Source organism: Novosphingobium sp. ZW T3_23 (assembly GCF_044987305.1).
In the GTDB taxonomy this organism is placed as follows: Bacteria; Pseudomonadota; Alphaproteobacteria; order Sphingomonadales; family Sphingomonadaceae; genus Novosphingobium.
In genome coordinates, this window is sequence record NZ_JBJDRF010000005.1 from 101,321 (window position 1) to 121,406 (window position 20,086).

Consider the following 20,086-nt stretch of genomic DNA (forward strand, 5'->3'; position numbering starts at 1 on the left):
CGGAACTCATGGCGAACTTACCTTGCGAGGGAAGAGCGCCGAATACAAAGGCGGCGGCCTTCCCAGGAAGACCGCCGCCGAAGACTAACCGTTCGTGAAAGCGATTAGAAGTTCATCGTGATGCCGGTGAACACATAGCGACCCAGCGCGTCGTAAGTGCCCGGATAGACGTTGCCGTTGCAGAACACCGAGGCGCAAGCAGCCTGGGTGACGAGCGGCGGATCCTTGTCCAGCAGATTGGTCGCGCCGAGGCGCCACGTCAGGTTCTTGCCGAGGTCGGCGGTGAGCGTCAGGTCGAAATAGTCCTGGCTGTTGATCTTGTCGTCCAGGGTGTTCGTCCGACCGGCGAGCGAGCTCGACGGGTTGAGGAACTCGACGGTGGCCGACGAGAGGTGACGCCACTGTACCGAAAGGCCGACGCCGTTGGTCATCGTGTAGGTCACACGGGCCTTATGACGCCACTTGGGACGGGGTACGCCGCAGGTGGGACCATAGTATCCGGCGCAGTTGTACTGCTCGGTCAGGCCGTTATCGACGACATAGTTGTTCAGCCAGGTTCCGACGAAGTTAAGCGACACGCGGCCAGCATTGCCCACCTCGGTCGAATAGTTGCCGTTGAACTCGAAGCCACGCGTCTTCACGCCGCCGACGTTCTGGTTGGTGTCGATGACATAGCCATCGGGGCTCAGCCACAGCGAACCGGCGGGGTTGCGATTGACGAGATCGCAGGCGTCGGAGACACCGTCGCCGCAGGCGGCGAGGATGGCGTCAGCACCGAACTGGCGGATGGCGTTGTTCACCTTGATGTCGAACCAGTCGACGCTGGCGGTCAGGCCCGGGATCCAACGCGGCTGAAGAACGACGCCGATGGTCTTGGTGGTCGACTTCTCGGGCGTAAGGTCAGGGTTGCCGCCGATCAGGCCGTTATACTGCGAAGCCGGGTTGAGCGGCGTGCCGGCAACCAGACCCTGTGCAGCGCAAGCGGGCGAAATCGTGTCCTCGCCAGCGCAAGGATCGGTCGTACCATCGAGTGCGACGATCTGCGGAGCGAACAGCTCCTGGATGTTCGGCACGCGGACGGCGCGGTTGTAGCCTGCACGGATGCGGATATCCGAGATCGGTGCAAGATCGACGCCCAGCTTGAAGGTGTCGGTGTTGAAGGTGCGGCCGTTCGAAACCTTGTAGTGCGAATAGCGGTAGCCGCCATTGAACGACAGGTTCTGGACGAAACCGTCCTGGATCAGCGGAATGTCGATTTCGCCGAACAGTTCGGTGACCTTGTAGTTGCCCGAGGTCGAGAGTGTCGGAGCGCCCTGGCCGGTAAGATCGCCGGTGGTGAAGGCGTAGTCGGTCTTCAGGTCCAGCGCATCGCGGCGATATTCGGCGCCGAGAGCGATGTTGATGCCATCAGCGGCAAGCGGCGACTTGATGCCGTATTCGCCGAGCAGGCCGGTGAAGCTGGCGCTCGCGACCTGCTGCGAGGTGTTACCCTTCATGAAGCCGGTCGAGGTGAGGTAATCCAGCGCACCCTGCGAAATCGGCGCTCCGCTGAACACGTCGTAGGGCACGCAGCGCGTGTCCTGCCCGGTGACGGCGACGCGGCAGGCGGGGCCATTGGCCGTGGACACGACGTCCAGAGCATTGGCGAGACGCGAGGCCGAGAACTCGTTGGTATAGACCTGCGAGTAGTTGGTGCGACCATACTGGTAGTAGGCGTCGTAGGACCAGGCGTTGCCCAGTTCACCGCGCGAACCGATGATGGTGCGGAACGCCGTGTGCTGGAGATCGCTCTGGCGCGCGCCGCCTTCCACGTTGCGGCGAAGCAGCTGGAAGAAGGCCTTGTTGTAGGTCGCGCCCGTCGTCGGGTCGATGAAGTTGACCGGCGCGGCACCCTGGTTGGGGTTGAAGGCAGCGCCTGCGGCCAGCGGGAAGTTGCCGAGATAGCCGTTGATCAGGTTCGACGCGTTACAGATTTCGCCGCGCTGCTGAGCCGACAACAGCGGATTGTCGCAGTTGATCGTCAGCGTATTGCCGAAGTTGCCCGAAGGCGCGATCTGCGCAACCGTGCGGTCATCCATGAACATGAATTCCATGTACGGATGGATGGCCTTGTTGATCTCGTAGTCTGCGAAGACGCCGGCCGTATAGCGCTCGTCGGGGCGCTGGTAGTAGTTCACGGGCGCGAAGTTGTAGATGTTGCGTCCGCCAGGGGTGATCGTGCCCGCGCCGAGTGCGCCGGTCGTCGAAGCGTCAGCGCCTGCCGGGAAGTAGTAGCCGTTGCCTGGAGCAGCCGTACCCGAACCGCCGCAGTTGAAGGTGCTGCCGGAAGCTGCGATGGCGCACGACGAATAGTCGCGACGACCCTGGAGCAGCGGATCGGCGCGGCGATAGCCGACATAGGCGGTGGCGTGGCCACGGCCGTCGTCGAAACTGGTGCCGAATGCCGCCGTCAGATCGTACTGACCACCGCCCACGGAATTGCCACGCGGATAGTCATAAGCCGGGTCTCCGGCCTTCTTGTCGAGAGCCGAGCGGATGAACTCGTTGTTGTTGTTGTGCATGTAGACGCCGTAGTTGGCGTCGATCTTGAAGCCTTCGAACTCCGTGTCCATCACGAAGTTGACGACACCAGCCACGGCGTCGGCGCCGTAGGTGGCCGAAGCGCCGCCCGTCAGCACGTCCACCCGCTTCACCAGCGCAGCCGGGATGAAGTTAAGGTCGGCGGCGGAAGTGGTGGTATTCGGATCGCCGGTCATCAGGCGGCGACCGTTGATCAGCACCAGCGTGCGCGACGGACCGAGGCCACGAAGGTCGACGTTGGCCGTACCGGTAGCGCCGTTGGCAAGGTTGGAGCTTTGTGAAGCCAGGACCTGCGGCAGCGAGTTCAGCAGGTCTTCGGTGCGGGTGGTGCCCTGAAGCTGGATGTCCTGCGAGGAAACGGTGGTGATCGGCGCGATCGAGGTCTGGTTCGGCGCGACGATGCGGCTGCCGGTGACGACGATAGCTTCGCCGGTCGAGCTGTCGTCAGCCGTAGCGTCCTGCGCGTAAGCGCCGCTGCTGAGCATGGCGAAGCCCAGCACCAACGGTGCCGCACCTGCCTTCAACGCGGTGAGAGTTTGTTTGTTCACTGGTATGTCCCTTTTTCTAAGGCGCAGTGCAAACCCCTGCGCCTTGGATACTCCGGCCCGCGACCCTCCCCTGTAAGGATATTTCGCGAGATGGAAGATGCGCTTTCATTACGCAAAGAAGGACTTGCTCAAAGGGCTTTGCTTGGTGCCGTGCAACATTCACGAAACCTTGTGATAAATCCGCAACAAAAGCACCGTATGCGCGCCAGTTTTCGCGAATTCCCGCCTAAGCCATCAAATATATATGTGACGAAACCCGTGACATTGCCGCAACATCATTTCACAACGGCGGCCTTACTAGACTTAATGCTGCAGAAGCGCGGTTTTCGACATGGCAGCCACCCACATCCCCAAGCGCGCTTGCCGCGCCCCTGACCGGCTTGCTACGAAGCGAAATGTTTCGTGCAACGCGGAGGGCAAGGCATTGAGCAAGGCACACATGTCGGCAGCAGCAGTACTATTGCTCATTTCGCAGACAGCGCTCGCCGCCGAAAAGAGCGACGCGAAACAACCGGAAACCTTCCGTCAGGTCGTTGCCTGCCGGACGATTCCCGACGCGATGGCCCGCCTGACCTGCTACGATCAGCAGGTCGCGGCATTGGAACAGGCCGCCAGCAGGCGAGAGATCGTGATCGCGGACAAGCAGGCAGTCGAAACGGCGCAGCGGGGCCTGTTCGGCTTTGCCACTCCGGTCGCCAAGCTGATGGGCTTTGGCGGCAATGACGATGCGGCGACGGAGTTGAAGGAAATCTCGACCAAGGTCGGCGGCGTCCGCAAAACCGGCGCGGGCTGGCTGCTAGATTTCGAGGACGGCAGCACCTGGGAGCAGAATGACACTCGTGACTTCGTGCTCTCGCCCAAGGTGGGCAACGAGGCCCTTATCTCACGCGGCGCGCTTGGCACATTCACGGTTTCGGTGAAAGGTCAGCGACCGATCAAGATGCGCCGGGTCAAGTGATCCTGGCCTCGGACGGCGAGCGCCCTGATGCCAACGAGTAACAATGAGGCGAGCGATTGCGCAACCAGCGATACATTGTTCCCAGAAAAGCCTGTACATTATAGTTTTGCGACAATGCTGTCACACTCGCTGCCGCAGCAATCGGCCTGATTGCCGGAAAATATGGGTTTTCACTGTTGCTACATTGCCACAATGATCCCCCCAATTCATCCTTCCGAGGTCTTTGCGATTGAAAGCCGAGCCACTCGGCGCAAGAAATCCCCTTATGGCTTTCGCGTGCGTTCGCGCACAAAGATTGCCGCCTCCGTGCGCACGGCGGGTCTGGTCACGCTTCCAGTCATGCGCACGAAAGCAACAAGGGACACAAAACTTGAAGAACAACCTCATGAAGTCCGCCCTGCGGGGCGCGACGAGCCTGACGGCGTTTGCGCTGCTGTGCTCCACCGCGGCCTACGCGCAAGACGCGGCGGAAGACGCTCCGGTCGAAGAAGGTGCGGCCATCGTCGTCACCGGCTCGCGCATCGCCAGCCCCATCACCAGCTCCAACGCGCCGCTGCAGATCGTCGATAGCGCCCGCATCCAGCAGTCCGGCGTTGCGAACGTTCAGGACCTGCTGCTCAAGAACCCGGTCTTCGGTACGCCGGCGCTCAGCCGCACCAACTCCGCGTTCCTGACCTCGGGCACCGGCGTCGCATCGATCGACCTTCGCGACCTCGGCAGCGCCCGCACCCTGGTGCTGATCAACGGCCGCCGCGTCGTTTCCAGTCTTCCCGGCAGCTCGACCGTCGACCTTAACGTCATCCCGACCCAGTTCCTCGAGCGTGTCGACACGCTGACCGGCGGCGCCTCGTCGCTCTACGGTTCGGACGCTGTCGCTGGCGTGGTCAACTTCGTCTACAAGAAGGACTTCCAGGGTCTTGAGGGCAATGCCCAGTACGGCCTGACGAATCGCGGCGACGACATCCGCTACCAAGCCAACATGACCATGGGCGCGAACTTCGACGACGGTCGCGGCAACATCATGATCAACTTCGGTTATTCGAACGAGAAGGGCCTGCTCTCGCGCCAGCGCAAGAACACCCGCGTCGATGACATCGACCAGTCGGCACTTACCGGCGACATGGCCGACTACGGCACGCCTGTCGAACCCTACTACTCGGGCTTCAACGAACAGGGCCGCTTCATCTCGGGCGGAAACACCTTCACATACAGCCCGACCGGCCAGCTTCAGCCGTGCTCGACCACCAATGGCGCTACCTGCTCGGGCCCGCTCGGCACCGGCGTAGGCCCCAACGGTTTCAACCGCCAGTTCTACCGCACGCTTGCCGTGCCGGTTAAGCGCTACACCGTTGCTGCCGTCGGCCACTATGATGTTACCGACAACATCTCGGCCTTCTTCGAGGGCACCTACAACAAGACGCAGTCCTCGCGCATCATCGAACCGTTCGCGCTTTCTTCTGACGGCTCGACCGGCGTCTATCCGGACTCCGGCCTGATGCCGATCGAGAACTATCTGATCGGCGCCGATGGCACGACCACCAAGGTTCTGAACCCGCTGGTTCCGACTGCCATCGCCAATGCCGCCGTTGATGGCGACGGCGACGGCCTGCGCGACATCGGCTTCGCCCGCCGCCTCAGCGAATTCGGCAACCGCACCGGCAGCACGACGCGCGATTTCATGCGCTTCGTCGTCGGGCTGGAAGGCACGCTGGCAGAAAAGTTCAACTGGGATCTGAGCTACAACTTCGGCCAGGTCACTGAAAACCAGATCTCGAACGGCCAGATCAACATCAACAATTTCCGCAATGCACTTGCGGCGATGACCGATATCAACGACCTCAACGGCAACGGCATAACCACCGACACCGTCTGCGTCAGCGCGGAAGCACGGGCCAGCGGTTGCGTTCCGGTCAACATCTTCGGCAAGGGCTCGATCAGCCCCGAAGCCATCGAGTACATCGCTGCCCAGCAGTCGCTGCAGACCAACATCAAGCAGCAGGTCGTCCAGGGTAACATCAGCGGTTCGCTGTTCGAACTTCCGGCCGGTCCGCTGGGCATCGCCCTCGGCTTCGAATACCGCAAGGAAGAAAGCTCGGAAGACAACGATGCCCTGACCAACCAGGGTCTCAACGGCTCGAACAAGCTGCCCGACACCTACGGCCAGTTCGACGTCATCGAAGGCTACGCCGAAGTCAAGGTTCCGATCCTTCGCGATCAGCCCTTCTTCCGCCTTCTCGAAGTGGGCGGCGCCTTCCGCGCAGCCGACTACTCGACCATCGGCTCGATCTACAGCTACAACGTTCAGGGAACCTGGCAGCCGATCGACGACCTGCGCATCCGTGGTACTTATGCCCGCGCGGTTCGTGCTCCGAACATCGGTGAGCTCTACTCGGGTCTGTCGCAGACGTTCCCGTCGGGCTTGCAGGATCCTTGCGTCGGCATCGGCGCCACGGGCGGCGGCACCGCCGGCGACATCTGCCGTGCCAATGCGGGCGTTGCGGCCAACATCGCAGCCAATGGCGTGTTCACGGTTTCGCAGCTCGATCGCCAAGGTATCAGCGGCTTCGATGGTGGCAACAATAACCTGCAGGAAGAAAAGTCCGATTCCTGGACGGTTGGTGCCGTGCTCACACCACGTTCGCTGGGCGGCCCGCTTAGCCGCCTGACGCTGACTGCCGACTACTACAACATCAAGATCGACAACATCATCGATACTTATGGTCGCGGCGTCATTCTCGATCAGTGCTACAACCAAGCCAATTCGACGCTTTGCAGCCTGATCACCCGTCGCGCTACCGCCACGTCGACTAACAGCGCAGGATCGCTGGAGTTCATCAACGACTTCGCCGTCAACGCCGCGACGCTCAGGACCCAGGGTCTCGACATCACGGGAAGCTGGTACACGCCGGTCAACTTCTTCGGCAATGACGCCCGCGTGAACTTCAACATCTCGTACACCCACCTGTTCCAGTACGACTACTACGCTCTCCCCGGCCAGCTGGATCGTCAGGACGGTGAGATCGGTACGGCTGCAGATCGCTTCACCGCGACCCTCGGCTACACCAGCGACAAGTTCGACTGGTCGTTCACCGGCACCTTCATCGGCAAGTCGTACGAAGACGATGTCAGCTGGTGCGCTGCATTCGATCTGGCTCCGAAGTGCGTCTCGGTTCCGGCCCAGTTCTATCTGGACAGCCAGATGAGCTTCAAGCCGACCGAGAAGTTCGACGTCTACTTCGGCATCGACAACCTGCTCGACAAGAAGGCCCCGAACATCCTCTCGGGCACCACCTTCAACGTCACGGGTTCGGATACGGCAGCAGATGTCTACGACATCTTCGGACGCCGCTTCTACGCCGGTGTTCGCGTTCACTTCTAATTCGAACGCAAACAGCTAAAACGAAAGGGCAGCGAGAAATCGCTGCCCTTTCTTTTTTCGAGGCGAATTGTCGATGCGTCTTTATCTACCGCTATTGCTTGCCCTTTCCGCCACCTCGGTGCTGGCATCGGAGGACAAACCCACCGTTCCCGAAAACCCCAAAACAGTGCAGTGCCGCGCCGTCCGCGAAGTGGGCTCGCGTATCCCCAAACGTGTTTGCAAGACGAATGCCGAGTGGGCCCGAGAGGCCGCGGCTGCGCGACAGGCCATGGAAAACCGCAACCGGAACAGTCAATGCGCCGGTTCTGGATGTTGACGTAGAAAAGCCGGCCGCGTTCCTTCGCAGCCGGCCTTCATTTCGTGAAACTGTGGTCTTTACTTGACCCGCTTGACGCCAACTTCGGCTGTCTTGCCTTCCAGCTTCAAGCGATATCCGCCCAACGGTCCGGAACTGACAAGAACCTTCTGGCCGACACGTGGGACAGTGTTCATTCGTCCGAACGACGTCGTCTGCCATACTTGCCCGTTGTCGAGGGTGAACACCGCGCCCAACTGGTTCATGTCGACGGCGGCGATGGCAGCTTCCACCCGCTGGTTTTCCTGGCGAACGGCCTGCTTGCGTGCCGCCATTTCAGGGGCTTCGCGCGAAGCCCGCTCGTTGCGTTGCGAGGGATTAAGCCCGAATTCCGCCTTGTTGGCGGCCGACACCTCCGCACGACGTTCGCTTTCGGTTTTCCTGGCCTTCGGAAGCAGAGCATCGAAGCATCGCAGGCGCGCCCCATCCTCGGCAAGCTCTCCGCATTGAACGAACTCTTCCGAAAAGTCCTGCGCAGTTGCGAGCGAGGGCATTGCGCAGGCAAGTGCCGCCAATGTCAGACAACGGCTCAAGGACACGGACGTCTTCATCGATAAATCCCCATGCGCGCAGGCGAACGCCGCCTCCGGCTTTGCGACGATAGGGTAGCCGAGCCTCACCCACGGTCAAGCAGGCGAGGCTCGCAAGAGGCAGTCCTGGATCACTCCACCACGATGGCCAGTGCCCCGTCGCCATCGTCGATCCGCAGATGCGAACCGTCCGGGACTTCGCCCGCCAGCAGCTTTTCGGCGAGCGGGTCCTGTAGATACCGCTGCACCGCGCGCTTCAGCGGACGCGCGCCATAGACCGGATCGTAGCCCACCCGACCGAGCCAGCGCTTGGCAGCCTCGGTAAGGTCCAGTACGATCTTGCGGTCCTTGAGCAGCTTCTGCACCCGCGCCACCTGGATATCGACGATCGGGCCCATGTGCTCCTGGCCGAGCCGGTGGAACAGCACGATCTCGTCGAGGCGGTTGAGGAACTCGGGCCGGAAATGCCCGCGCACCACTTCCATAACCTGCGGCTCCACCGCGTCCACGTCCTGCCCCTCGTCGAGTTGGGTCAGGTACTGGCTGCCGAGGTTGCTGGTCAGGATGATGAGGGTATTGGTGAAGTCCACTACCCTGCCCTGCCCGTCGGTCAGGCGGCCATCGTCGAGCACTTGCAACAGCACGTTGAACACGTCCGGATGCGCCTTCTCCACCTCGTCGAACAGCACCACCTGATAGGGCCGGCGCCGCACCGCTTCGGTCAGCACACCGCCTTCATCGTAACCGACATAGCCCGGAGGCGCGCCGATCAGGCGGGACACCGCGTGCTTCTCCATGAATTCGCTCATGTCGATGCGCACCATCGCGCTGTCGTCGTCGAACAGGAAACCGGCCAGCGCCTTGGTCAGCTCGGTCTTGCCGACGCCCGTGGGGCCGAGGAACAGGAACGAACCGAGCGGCCGGTTCGGATCCTGAAGCCCGGCGCGGGCACGCCGCACCGCCTTGGACACCGCCGAAACCGCGTCCTTCTGCCCGATCACGCGCGCGCCGATCATCTCCTCCATCTTGAGGAGCTTCTCGCGCTCGCCTTCCAGCATCTTATCTACCGGCACCCCGGTCCAGCGGCTGACGACACCGGCGATGTCATCCTCGGTCACTTCCTCGCGCAGGAGCGCATTGCCCGCCTGGGCCTGCGCTTCGGTCAGCTTGCGCTCCAGCGAGGGTATCGTGCCGTAGGACAGCTCGCCCGCCTTGGCGAGATCGCCAAGCCGCTGGGCCTGATCGAGTTCGCTGCGCGCGGCATCGAGTTGCTCCTTGATCCTGCCCTCGGCGGCGATCTTGTCGCGCTCGTTCTGCCAGCGGGTGGTCAGTTCGCTCGACTGCTGTTCCAGATTGGCCAGTTCCTCGCGCAGGCTGACAAGACGCTCCCTGGAAGCCTCGTCGGTTTCCTTGGCAAGGGCCATTTCCTCGATCTTGAGCTGGATGATCCGGCGATCGAGCTTCTCGATCTCCTCGGGCTTGCTCTCCACTTCCATGCGGATGCGGCTGGCGGCTTCGTCCATGAGGTCGATCGCCTTGTCCGGCAGGAAGCGGTTGGTGATGTAGCGGTTGGAGAGCGTCGCCGCCGCCACCAGCGCCGCATCGGTGATGCGCACGCCGTGGTGCAGCTCGTACTTTTCCTTGAGCCCGCGCAGGATCGAGATGGTGTCCTCCACGGTCGGCTCGCCCACGAAGACCGGCTGGAACCGGCGTTGCAGGGCAGCGTCCTTCTCGACGTACTTCTGGTACTCGTCGAGCGTGGTCGCGCCGATGCAGTGCAGTTCGCCGCGCGCAAGCGCGGGCTTGAGCAGGTTGCCCGCGTCCATCGAGCCTTCGGAAGCGCCCGCGCCGATCAGCGTGTGCATCTCGTCGATGAACAGGATGATCTGCCCGTCCGCGCCCTTCACTTCGTCGAGCACGGCTTTCAGGCGTTCCTCGAACTCGCCGCGATACTTGGCGCCCGCGATCAGCGCGCCCATGTCGAGCGCCATGAGGCTGCGGTCCTTAAGGCTGTCAGGCACGTCGCCATTGGCGATGCGCAGGGCCAGGCCTTCGGCAATGGCTGTCTTGCCGACGCCGGGATCGCCGATGAGGACGGGGTTGTTCTTGGTGCGGCGCGCGAGGATCTGCACGGTGCGGCGGATTTCCTCGTCGCGGCCAATCACCGGATCGAGCTTTCCGTCGCGCGCGGCCTGGGTGAGGTCGCGGGCGTACTTCTTCATCGCGTCATAGGCGTTCTCGGCCGAGGCGCTGTCAGCATTGCGGCCGCCGCGCAGCTCGGAAATCGCCGCTTCCAGCCCTTGCGGCGTGAGATTCGCGGCCTTGAGCGCCTGCCCGGCCGAAGTCGTGGTGGCCAGCGCCAGCGCAAGCAGCATGCGCTCCACGGTGACGAAGCTGTCACCGGATTTCGCGGCGAGCTGCTCGGCCTGGTCGAGCACGCGCACGGCATCGTTGTCCAGCCCCGGCGCGCCTTGCGCGCCGCTGCCCGAAACGGTGGGGATCTTGCCCAGGGTCTTGTCGACTTCCTGCACGGCGAAAGCAGGATTGCCGCCGGCGCGCTGGATCAAGCCGGCCGCCATGCCCTCGCTGTCTTCGAGCAGTGCCTTGAGGATATGGTCGGGGCTGATGCGCTGGTGATTCATGCGGATCGCAACGGTCTGCGCCGCCTGAAGGAACCCCTTGGCCCGGTCGGTGAACTTTTCGAGATTCATGGTATGAATTGCCTCCTGATCTCGACCATATAGTGTTGCATAATTGCAACACAAGACTAGCTGCGATATTTTTTGCCGGCGGCCTGACGCCTGCATGCAAACGCCAAGAAACCGTGGATTCTCAAGAGCCGCAAGCCCAGTGGCCCCAAGATGGGTTTCGCCTTGCCGAATGCTAGCCCCTCGATCGAAGCTAAAGGCTCCGTGATTTCCCGGAGAAGGCCCTCCGCCAAAACGCCGGGGCGGTGAAAGCAGGCCTGCGGCCGCATTCGCTTGGCGGGCGAGGCAGGCTTGCCTAGCTTCGACCACGAACCCGAAAAGCGATGGCCGGGAAGCAATAGGAAGAGGCATCACGTGGCGAAATTCACTCCCCAGCAGGCAGCAGACGTGCTCGCGATCAAGCAGGTCGTCTACGAATGGGGCGACGAACTGGACATCCACAACGGGTTGCAGATGCGGCAAACGGACGTCCTGGCCGATGACGTCTCCTACAACGTGGGCGGCGAATGGCGCGAAGGGCTGGCCGCAGTGGAGGCCTTCTACAACGGCCGCGCCGAAGCCATGCGCGCAGGCGCCGGGCTGATGACCATGCGGCACATCATCACGTCGCTGCGGGTGTCGTTCGACGACGCCGATCATGCGAAAGTCGGATACTTGCTGGTGTTCTTCGCCGCCCTTGGGGACGGCCCCTTCGACAAGTATTGCGATCCCCTGGCCGTGGCCGACGTGAAGATGGAATGCCGGCGCGACGCCGATGGCGAATGGCGCATCACCCGCTTCGATTCCGGGCAGATCTTCAAGCGCGGATAGGCGTCGGGCGGGAAGTGGAAATCTGCAGACGGAGTTGGAAAGTCCCGTCGTCCCGGACTTGATCCGGGACCGCTGGCCTTGCCAAGCCCAACCCTCGGCAAGGCGCCCTGACGCAAGCTCGCGCCTGAAGATTTGCCAGCGGTCCCGGATCAAGTCCAGGACGACGTAAAGCTGCCGGCGCCTCCAACCTTTGCCGCTGGCCCTTGCCGAACAACGTGCTAAACCTTCGGCCATGCGACTTGCTTCTCGTTCCAGCGCCCTCGCGCTCGCCACCGTTCTGCTCCTCTCCGCCTGTGCCGGCGCTCCCACGGCGAACCTCGCCTCGGCACCGGATGCGCCTGCCCGGCAGGAGGCTCCGAGCCCGGCCTCGCCCGCCGAACTCGTCGCCAAGGTGGACATCCCTTATGAGAAATTCGTGCTGGCAAACGGCCTCACCACGATCGTCCACACCGATCGCAAGGCCCCGATCGTCGGCGTGACCGCCTATTACAAGGTCGGCTCCAAGAACGAACCGCGGGGCAAGACCGGCTTTGCGCACCTTTACGAGCACCTGTTCTTCGGCGGCTCGGCCAATGTGCCGGACTTCGACATCCCGCTGGAAGCCGCCGGCTCCACCCCCACCAACGGCTCCACCTGGTACGACCGCACCAACTACGTCGAGACGGTACCCACAGGCGCGCTCGACGTGGCGCTGTTCATGGAGAGCGACCGCATGGGGCACCTGCTGCCCGCAGTCACCCAGGACAAGCTCGACAAGCAGCGGGGCGTCGTCCAGAACGAGAAGCGTCAGGGCGACAACCAGCCCTACGGCCTCTTCGAATATGCGCAGAGCGAAGGCCTGCTGCCGGTCGGCCACCCCTATCGCCATTCCACGATCGGCTCGATGGCCGACCTTGACGCCGCCACCCTCACCGATGTGCGCCAGTGGTTTACCGACCATTACGGCCCGAACAATGTCGTGCTCGTGCTCTCCGGCGACATCGATGCCGCCACCGCCCGCAGCAAAGTGGAGAAGTGGTTCGGCCAGATTCCGCGCGGACCGGACATCAAGCCCGTCGCCGCCGAGCCGGTCACCCTTGCCGCACCGGTAACGCGCGAGATCGCCGACCAGGTGCCCGTCCTGCGCCTTACCCGCAACTGGACCGCGCCCGGCCTCAACGATGCCGATACCCCCGCGCTCCAGATCGGCATGCATATCCTGGGCGGCCTCGCCAGCTCCCGGCTCGACAACGAACTGGTGCGCGGCCAGCAGCTCGCCGTCGCGGTGACGGCATCCGCGCAAGTGTTCCAGCAGCTCGGCATGTTGAACATGGCCATGGACGTGAAACCCGGCGTGGATCGCGCCCAGGCCAATGCCGCCTTCGACAAGGTGCTGGCGGACTACTTGCGAGACGGCCCTACCGAAGACGAAGTGCGCCGCGCGGTGGTCAGCACGCTTTCCGGCGAAATCGGCGGCCTCGAACGCGTCGGCGGCTTCAGCGGCAAGGGCGCGACCCTGGCCGAGGGGCAGGTCTATTCGGACGATCCGGCCAAGTACAAGGAAAACCTGGCCCGGATGGCCGCGCTCACCCCGGCCGAGATCAAGGCGGCGTTGAACAAGTGGCTCTCCCGCCCCGTCTATGCGCTGGACGTCGTTCCCGGCGCCCGCAAGGAAAGCGGAGACGCCATGGGCGGCTGGGGCGACGAGGCCCAGAATCCGGCCCAGCATCCGGCACCCCGCCAAGATCCCAAGACCGAAGCCCCGGCCCTCGCCGCCGGACCGAAGCGCGAAATGCCCCCGCTCGGCCAGATCGGCGCGCTGACCTTCCCCGCGATCGAGCGCGCCACGCTGTCGAACGGCATCCCCGTAGCGCTTGCCCGCCGCAGCGCGGTGCCCAAGCTGGTGCTGTCGCTCGATTTCGATGCCGGCTATGCCGCCGACGCGCTCGACACCCCGGGCACGCAGGGCCTGATGCTCGCGATGCTCGACCAGGGCACTTCGAAGCTCGACGCCACGCAGATCGCGGAGGCGCAGGAGCGGCTCGGTGCCAGCATCTCCATCGACGGCTCGCTCGACACCAGCAGCGTGACGCTTTCGGCACTCTCGGCCAACCTCGCCCCCTCGCTGGACCTCATGGCCCAGATCGTCCGCGATCCGACCTTCGCGCCTTTGGAAGTGGCGCGCGTAAAGGCGCAGACGGAGGCCGAACTGGCGCAGGCACTCTCGACGCCCAGCGCACTGGCCGCGCGTTCGCTCGGCGCCGAACTGTTCGGCTCGCACCCTTACGCGCAGCCGGGCGACGGCCTTGGCAACGCCGCCTCGCTGGGCGCGCTCACCCCGGACCAGCTCCGGGCCGCGCATGACAAGTGGCTCCGCCCCGACCTCGCGCGGATCACCGTGGTGGGCGACGTGACCATGGCCGAACTCAAGCCCATGCTCGAACGCGCCTTCGGCCAGTGGCAGGCGCCCACCTCGCCCCGTCCGGCAAAGCCGATCGACGCGCCGGTCGCCGCCGCCCAGGGCAGCCGCATCGTCCTGATCGATCGCCCCAACTCGCCGCAGTCCGTCATCGTGGCCGGGCGCGTTCTGCCGATGACCGGCAGGACGCCGGATACCGAGGCGGTGCAACTCGCCAACGATGTGATCGGCGGCGGCTTCCTCTCACGCCTCAACAAGGACCTGCGTGAGGAAAAGGGCTGGAGCTACGGCGTGCACAGCGGCGTGGCCCAGCCGGTCGGCCCGCGCTCGGTACAGGTCGCCGCGCCCGTCCAGTCGGACAAGACGGGTGAGGCGATCAAGGCGATCATCGCCGACATGGCCGCTTTCCCCGCGCGCAAGCCGGTGACGGCGGAGGAACTTCAGCGCGTGACCGAAGGCGCGATCAGGCAGCTTCCCAACCAGTTCGAAACCGGCGCCGCGGTGCAGGCCGCAATCCGCAAGAACGACCGCCTCGGCCGTCCTGAAGACTACTACGTCACGCTTGCCGCCAAGTACCGCGCGATCGACGCCAAGGCGATCGGCGCTGCCGCCACGCAATATCTCCAGCCTAATGGGCTGACGTTCGTCGTGGTGGGAGACCGCAAGGTGGTGGAGCCGCAACTCAAGAGCCTGGGCCTGCCCGTCGAAGTGCGCAGCGCACCGGCGGCGTCCCAGGGTCAGGAATAAGGCCAGGGTCAGGAATAAGGAGAAAAGAATGTCGCTGCTCGGCGGAACCTACGAATGTTCGACCAAGACCCCGCTGGGGCACCAGAAGGGCACGCTGACGATCGTGCCCGAAGGTGACACCTTCACCGGCCAGATCACCGGCGATCTCGGCACGATGGAACTGCGCGACGGCCGCATCAGCGGCAACCAGTTGAGTTGGAAGATGAAGATGACCTCGCCGATGGCCATCGACCTCGACTGCAAGGCCGCCGTCGAAGGCACGGAGCTGACCGGCACGATCAAGGCAGGGTTTTTCGGCACGATGTCTCTTACCGGAACCAAGACTTCGTAAGCGCGCAAAGGTCACGAAAAAGCCCCGGAAAGCGCACTGCTTTCCGGGGCTTTCTTAATCCGTCGCGTGGCGGGATCAGCCGAGCTTGGCCTTGAGGATCTCGTTCACCACCTGCGGGTTGCCCTTGCCGGCCATGGCCTTCATCGTCTGGCCGACGAAGAAGCCGAACAGCGCGACCTTGCCATCGCGGTACTGGGCGACCTTGTCGGCATTGGCGGCGAGGATCTCGTCCACCTTGGCCTCGATGGCGCCGGTGTCCGATTCCTGCTTCAGGCCCTCGCGCTCGACGATCACGCCGGCATTGTCGCCGGTCTCGATCATCGTTTCCAGCACCTGCTTGGCGATCGAGCCCGAGATCGTGCCCTTGCCCACCAGCGCCAGCAGTTCCGCCGCCTGCTCATGGCTGACCGGGGAATCTTCAAGGCTCTTGCCCTGCTTGTTGAGCGCGCCGAAGAATTCGGAGATCAGCCAGTTGGCCGCCTGCTTGGCGACTTCGGCGGGCGCCTTGCCCTGCGCCGAAGCGGTTTCTGCCAGCAGTGCCTCGAACCATCCGAAGGTATCGACATCTGCGGTCAGCACGGCGGCGTTGTAGGCGGAAAGGCCCAGTTCGCCTTCGTAGCGGGCGCGCTTGGCGTCAGGCAGTTCGGGCAGGCTCGCGCGGCAAGCCTCAAGGAAGGCATCGTCCAGTTCCAGCGGCAGCAGGTCCGGATCGGGGAAGTAGCGATAGTCGTGCGCGTCTTCCTTCGAGCGCATCGAACGCGTCGAACCGGTGGTGGGATCGAACAGGCGGGTTTCCTGCACGATCTTGCCGCCCGCTTCCAGCACGTCGACCTGACGGCTCGCCTCGTGCTCGATCGCCTGCATGACGAAGCGCACGGAGTTGACGTTCTTGGTCTCGGTACGGGTGCCCAGCTCGTCGCCGGGCTTGCGCACCGAGACGTTGACGTCGGCACGCATCGAGCCCTGGTCCATGTTGCCATCGCACGAGCCGACATAGCGCAGGATCGTGCGCAGCTTCGACAGGTAGGCGCCGGCCTCGGCGGGCGAAGCCATGTCCGGACGGCTGACGATTTCCATCAGAGCGACGCCGGAGCGGTTGAGATCGACATAGGACATCGTCGGATGCTGATCATGCATCAGCTTGCCCGCGTCCTGCTCGACGTGGATGCGCTCGATGCCGATCACCTTGTCGGCCGGGATGCCCGCCTTCTCGTCCGCATCGATAGTCAGCGAGCCCTCACCCACGATCGGGTGGTAGAGCTGGCTGATCTGATAGCCCTGCGGAAGATCGGCGTAGAAGTAGTTCTTGCGGTCGAAGCGCGACCACTTGTTGATCTGCGCCTCGATCGCCATGCCGGTGCGCACGGCCTGCCGGATGCATTCGCGGTTCGGAACCGGCAGCATGCCCGGCATCGCCGCGTCGATCAGCGAGACCTGGCTGTTCGGCTCCGCGCCAAATGCCGTCGCCGAGCCGGAGAACAGCTTGGAGTTCGAGGTGACCTGCGCGTGGACTTCGAGGCCGATCACGACCTCCCAGTCACCGGTGGCGCCCTGGATGCGATAAGTGCTCATATTACCACCACTTTTCCGGCTTGGCCGCGAACTGTGCGCGGGCCTCGATGGCGAGACCGGCGTTCAGCACGCCTTGTTCGTCGAAAGCCTTGCCGATGACCTGAAGACCCAGCGGCAGACCCTCACGGTTGAGGCCGGCCGGGACCGACATCGCCGGAAGACCCGCGAGCGAGGCCGGCACCGCGAAGACGTCGTTGAGGTACATCTTCAGCGGATCGTCGACGTTCTCGCCGAGACCGAAAGCGGCCGAGGGCGCGGTCGGCGCGAGGATCACGTCGCACTGCTCGAAGGCCTTGGCGAAGTCCTGCGCGATCAGCGCGCGCACCTTCTGGGCCTGCGTGTAGTAGGCGTCATAGAAGCCGGCCGAGAGCACGTAAGTGCCGATCAGGATGCGGCGCTTCACCTCGGGGCCGAAACCGGCGGCGCGGGTGGCGGCGTACATGTCCTGAAGGTTGGCGCCGTCCGGCAGGTCGCGCAGGCCATAGCGCACGCCGTCATAGCGCGCGAGGTTGGACGAGGCTTCGGCAGGCGCGATGATGTAGTAGGTCGGCAGCGCGTACTTGGTGTGCGGCAGCGAGATCTCGACGATCTCCGCGCCCGCATCCTTCAGCCAGGCGATGCCGTCGTCCCACGACTTCGACACGTCTTCGTCCAGGCCATCGACGCGGTATTCCTTGGGAATGCCGACCTTCTTGCCCTTCATGTCGCCGGAAAGCGCGGCTTCCCAGTTCGGCACCGGCAGGTCGAGGCTGGTCGAATCCTTGGCGTCGAAACCGGCCATGGCTTCGAGCATGATCGCGCAGTCCTGCACCGAGCGGGCCATCGGGCCGGCCTGGTCGAGCGAGCTGGCGAAGGCCACGACGCCCCAGCGCGAGCAACGGCCATAGGTCGGCTTGATGCCGGTGGTGCCGGTGAAAGCGGCAGGCTGGCGGATCGAGCCGCCGGTGTCGGTGCCGGTAGCCGCGGGGCAAAGACGCGCGGCGAGAGCCGAGGACGAACCGCCCGAGGAACCGCCCGGCGCGAGCGCGGCATTGCTGCCGTCGTTGCGCTTCCAAGGAGAGATCACGTTGCCGAAGTAGCTGGTCTCGTTCGACGAGCCCATGGCGAACTGGTCGAGGTTGAGCTTGCCCAGCATGCCCGCACCGGCATCCCACAGCTTCTGCGAGACGGTCGATTCGTACTGCGGCTTGAAGCCTTCCAGCATGTGGCTAGCGGCGGTGGTCTGCACGTCGAAAGTGGCGAACAAGTCCTTCATGCCGATCGGCACGCCGCCCATCTTGCCGAGGGCTTCGCCACGCGCGCGCTTGGCATCGGTGGCCTGTGCGGCTTCGATGGCCTTTTCAGGCGTGGCGATGATGAAGGCGTTCAGCGCTTCCTGCGCGGCGGCGACATTGGCGTTGAACGCTTCTGCCACTTCGACGGCGGAGAAATCGCCGTTCGCAACGCCGTCGCGAATCTGCGCGACGCCAAGTTCAGTCAGTTCGATGGTCATTATTCGATCACCTTGGGCACGCCGAAGAAGCCGTGTTCGGCGGCGGGAGCATTGGCCAGGACGGCATCGCGCTTGTCTCCGCCGGTCAGCGGATCGGCGTCGATCACGTCGTCGCGCAGGCGCAGCGTGTTGGGGATGACGGCGGTCATCGGCTCTACTTGCGAAGTATCGACTTCGCCGAGTTGCTCCACCCAGGCGAGAATGCCGTTGAGTTCGGGGACCATCGCCTCGATTTCAGCCTCGCTCACCTTGATGCGGGCAAGGCTGGCGATCTTCGCAACGGTTGCGGTATCGACCGACATGGCTTTCCTTCAGATTTGACCGGCGGGCTGCGCGCCGCGCCGGAATGTCAGGATCGGGCAGCTAGCACCCGTCCGAATTTGCTTCAAGCGGGGACGCCTCCGTCAGGGAGCGTCCGCCAGGCGCATTACTGGCCGGTTTGCGCCGGTTGCGCCTGTTCAGCGCCCTGTTGCGCGCCTTGCTGCGCCCCCTGTTGCTGGGCGATCATCGCGTCCAGTTCGGCCTGGGTCTTGAAGTCCAGCAGGGTCACTTCGAAGACGAGATCCGAATTGGGCGGGATCGGTCCGCCGCCCTCTGCGCCGTATGCGAGTTCCGAGGGGATTTCGAGGCGATAGGAACCGCCGCGCTGCATCTGGACAAGGCCATCCGCGAATCCGGGAACCACGCTGCCGACCGCCATCGGCATCTGCTCGTTCTGGTCGAACACGGTGCCGTCCTTGAGCATGCCCTTGTAATTCACCAGCACGTAATCCTCGCGGGTGGGCTTGGCGCCCTCCCCCGCCTTGAGCGCGGTGACGGTTACCTTGCGGGCGGGAACGGCGGGAGTCACGGCGGGAGCCGCTCCTGCCGCCGCTGGCTTGTCCTGCGCGGCGAACGAAGTCGCCGGCAGAACGAGCGTGAGCGCGAGAAGCGCGCCGGAAGCCGCGTGGATCGTGTTCGGGCTGATCATCTTTGCGCGGATCATCTGGGCGGGAGCGATCAGCGGGCCGGACCTTCGGCGCCCGGCATCGCCGCACCACCCGGAATGGCTGCGCCGCCCGGAATGCCGCCCGGAACGCCTGCGCCCGGTGCGCCGCCGCCCTGCATCTGCATCTGCTGAAGCTGCTGCATCATGCGCTGCTGCTGTTCGATCTCCGCGCGGCTCTTGAAATCGAGCAGCTCGATCTGGAAATTCAGATCGGTATTGGCGGGGATCTGGCCCACGGCCTTGTCGCCGTAAGCGAGCTTGGCGGGGATCTCGACATCGTACTTGCCGCCGCGCTGCATCTTCACGAGCGCCTTGGAAAAGCCGGGGATCACCTCGTTCAGGGCCATCGGCACCTGCTGCGCCTGATCGAACACCTTACCGTCCGGCAGCGTGCCCTTGTAGTTGATGAGCACCACATCGGCCACCGTGGGCGATTCGCCCGAACCGGCCGTCAGCGTCTTCACATGAACCTGCGGCGGCAGGGCGGCATAGGCCACGCCGCCGGCAGCCAGTGCAACGGCAACAACGCCGAGCCAGATCTTGCCCAGCGAGCCCTTGGCAATCGGCTGCAACGGAACGCGCGTGATCTCAGTCATGGTCTAGGGCCTCGTTCGGGTTCGCCCGGCGTCTAGCAACGTACGGCAGATGCACAAAGGGCGCGGATAAATTTCCGCGCCCTCATGGCTCAAG

14 protein-coding genes are annotated in these 20,086 nt (G+C 63.9%); 6 read left to right on the forward strand and 8 right to left on the reverse strand.

Annotation, left to right across the window (positions count from 1 at the left end):
• Positions 1–104: 104 nt before the first annotated feature.
• Positions 105–3,128 (reverse strand): TonB-dependent receptor domain-containing protein, encoded by a 3,024-nt coding sequence (locus ACI3K3_RS04875; RefSeq protein WP_404912497.1) that lies wholly within the window; start codon positions 3,126–3,128, stop codon positions 105–107.
• 90 nt (positions 3,129–3,218) lie between these two features.
• On the opposite strand from ACI3K3_RS04875, the gene ACI3K3_RS04880 reads away from it, so the two are divergent.
• From ACI3K3_RS04880 to ACI3K3_RS04890, 3 genes are all read left to right on the forward strand, one after another.
• Complete coding sequence (locus tag ACI3K3_RS04880) at positions 3,219–3,503, forward strand: hypothetical protein (protein ID WP_404912498.1); 285 nt, start codon at positions 3,219–3,221, stop codon at positions 3,501–3,503.
• Between the two features lie 64 nt (positions 3,504–3,567).
• The gene (locus ACI3K3_RS04885) at positions 3,568–4,086 is read left to right on the forward strand and encodes a hypothetical protein (protein WP_404912499.1); all 519 of its coding nucleotides are present in this window, start codon (positions 3,568–3,570) and stop codon (positions 4,084–4,086) included.
• Positions 4,087–4,456: 370 nt separating this feature from the next.
• Positions 4,457–7,465, forward strand: coding sequence for a TonB-dependent receptor domain-containing protein (locus ACI3K3_RS04890; RefSeq protein WP_404912500.1), 3,009 nt, complete (start codon positions 4,457–4,459; stop codon positions 7,463–7,465).
• 375 nt (positions 7,466–7,840) lie between these two features.
• Here ACI3K3_RS04890 and ACI3K3_RS04895 read toward each other — a convergent pair whose 3' ends face one another.
• Together ACI3K3_RS04895 and clpB are read right to left on the reverse strand one after the other, a co-directional pair.
• A complete protein-coding gene (locus tag ACI3K3_RS04895) occupies positions 7,841–8,371 on the reverse strand; it encodes a hypothetical protein (RefSeq protein WP_404912501.1) in 531 nt (176 codons plus the stop codon).
• Positions 8,372–8,481: 110 nt separating this feature from the next.
• Entirely contained in the window at positions 8,482–11,061 is a 2,580-nt protein-coding gene (gene clpB, locus ACI3K3_RS04900) for an ATP-dependent chaperone ClpB (RefSeq protein WP_404912502.1), read from the reverse strand.
• A 351-nt stretch (positions 11,062–11,412) separates the two neighbouring features.
• Here clpB and ACI3K3_RS04905 point away from each other — a divergent pair, with 351 nt between their 5' ends.
• The 3 genes from ACI3K3_RS04905 (at position 11,413) to ACI3K3_RS04915 (ending at position 15,344) form a co-directional block, all read left to right on the forward strand.
• Complete coding sequence (locus ACI3K3_RS04905) at positions 11,413–11,868, forward strand: nuclear transport factor 2 family protein (protein WP_404912503.1); 456 nt, start codon at positions 11,413–11,415, stop codon at positions 11,866–11,868.
• A 232-nt stretch (positions 11,869–12,100) separates the two neighbouring features.
• Complete coding sequence (locus ACI3K3_RS04910) at positions 12,101–15,013, forward strand: M16 family metallopeptidase (protein ID WP_404912504.1); 2,913 nt, start codon at positions 12,101–12,103, stop codon at positions 15,011–15,013.
• Between the two features lie 28 nt (positions 15,014–15,041).
• Positions 15,042–15,344 carry a hypothetical protein gene (locus ACI3K3_RS04915; protein WP_404912505.1) on the forward strand — a complete coding sequence of 101 codons (303 nt, stop codon included), beginning with the start codon at positions 15,042–15,044 and terminating at the stop codon, positions 15,342–15,344.
• Between the two features lie 75 nt (positions 15,345–15,419).
• Here the strand turns inward: ACI3K3_RS04915 and gatB are convergent, their stop codons facing one another.
• The 5 genes from gatB to ACI3K3_RS04940 all read right to left on the reverse strand — a co-directional run bounded on the left by gatB (position 15,420) and on the right by ACI3K3_RS04940 (position 19,992).
• Complete coding sequence (gatB, locus tag ACI3K3_RS04920) at positions 15,420–16,916, reverse strand: Asp-tRNA(Asn)/Glu-tRNA(Gln) amidotransferase subunit GatB (protein ID WP_404912506.1); 1,497 nt, start codon at positions 16,914–16,916, stop codon at positions 15,420–15,422.
• Position 16,917: 1 nt separating this feature from the next.
• Positions 16,918–18,408: an Asp-tRNA(Asn)/Glu-tRNA(Gln) amidotransferase subunit GatA gene (gene gatA / locus ACI3K3_RS04925; protein ID WP_404912507.1), complete on the reverse strand. Its 1,491-nt coding sequence runs from the start codon at positions 18,406–18,408 to the stop codon at positions 16,918–16,920.
• Positions 18,408–18,710: an Asp-tRNA(Asn)/Glu-tRNA(Gln) amidotransferase subunit GatC gene (gene gatC, locus ACI3K3_RS04930; protein WP_021234714.1), complete on the reverse strand. Its 303-nt coding sequence runs from the start codon at positions 18,708–18,710 to the stop codon at positions 18,408–18,410. The genes gatA and gatC overlap by 1 nt, the downstream gene beginning before the upstream one ends.
• Before the next feature lie 125 nt (positions 18,711–18,835).
• The gene (locus tag ACI3K3_RS04935) at positions 18,836–19,393 is read right to left on the reverse strand and encodes an FKBP-type peptidyl-prolyl cis-trans isomerase (RefSeq protein WP_404912508.1); all 558 of its coding nucleotides are present in this window, start codon (positions 19,391–19,393) and stop codon (positions 18,836–18,838) included.
• A 14-nt stretch (positions 19,394–19,407) separates the two neighbouring features.
• Positions 19,408–19,992, reverse strand: a complete 585-nt coding sequence (locus ACI3K3_RS04940; protein ID WP_404912509.1) for an FKBP-type peptidyl-prolyl cis-trans isomerase — start codon at positions 19,990–19,992, stop codon at positions 19,408–19,410.
• Positions 19,993–20,086 lie beyond the last annotated feature (94 nt).

What these genes read in the sequence shown, in the direction of transcription:
- ACI3K3_RS04880 (WP_404912498.1), top strand. Translation starts at nt 3,219, where the DNA reads ATGGAAGATGCGCTTTCATTACGCAAAGAAGGACTTGCTCAAAGGGCT.
- ACI3K3_RS04885 (WP_404912499.1), top strand. Translation starts at nt 3,568, where the DNA reads ATGTCGGCAGCAGCAGTACTATTGCTCATTTCGCAGACAGCGCTCGCC.
- ACI3K3_RS04895 (WP_404912501.1), bottom strand. Translation starts at nt 8,371, where the DNA reads ATGAAGACGTCCGTGTCCTTGAGCCGTTGTCTGACATTGGCGGCACTT.
- clpB (WP_404912502.1), bottom strand. Translation starts at nt 11,061, where the DNA reads ATGAATCTCGAAAAGTTCACCGACCGGGCCAAGGGGTTCCTTCAGGCG.
- ACI3K3_RS04910 (WP_404912504.1), top strand. Translation starts at nt 12,101, where the DNA reads ATGCGACTTGCTTCTCGTTCCAGCGCCCTCGCGCTCGCCACCGTTCTG.
- ACI3K3_RS04915 (WP_404912505.1), top strand. Translation starts at nt 15,042, where the DNA reads ATGTCGCTGCTCGGCGGAACCTACGAATGTTCGACCAAGACCCCGCTG.
- gatB (WP_404912506.1), bottom strand. Translation starts at nt 16,916, where the DNA reads ATGAGCACTTATCGCATCCAGGGCGCCACCGGTGACTGGGAGGTCGTG.
- gatA (WP_404912507.1), bottom strand. Translation starts at nt 18,408, where the DNA reads ATGACCATCGAACTGACTGAACTTGGCGTCGCGCAGATTCGCGACGGC.
- gatC (WP_021234714.1), bottom strand. Translation starts at nt 18,710, where the DNA reads ATGTCGGTCGATACCGCAACCGTTGCGAAGATCGCCAGCCTTGCCCGC.
- ACI3K3_RS04935 (WP_404912508.1), bottom strand. Translation starts at nt 19,393, where the DNA reads ATGATCCGCGCAAAGATGATCAGCCCGAACACGATCCACGCGGCTTCC.
- ACI3K3_RS04940 (WP_404912509.1), bottom strand. Translation starts at nt 19,992, where the DNA reads ATGACTGAGATCACGCGCGTTCCGTTGCAGCCGATTGCCAAGGGCTCG.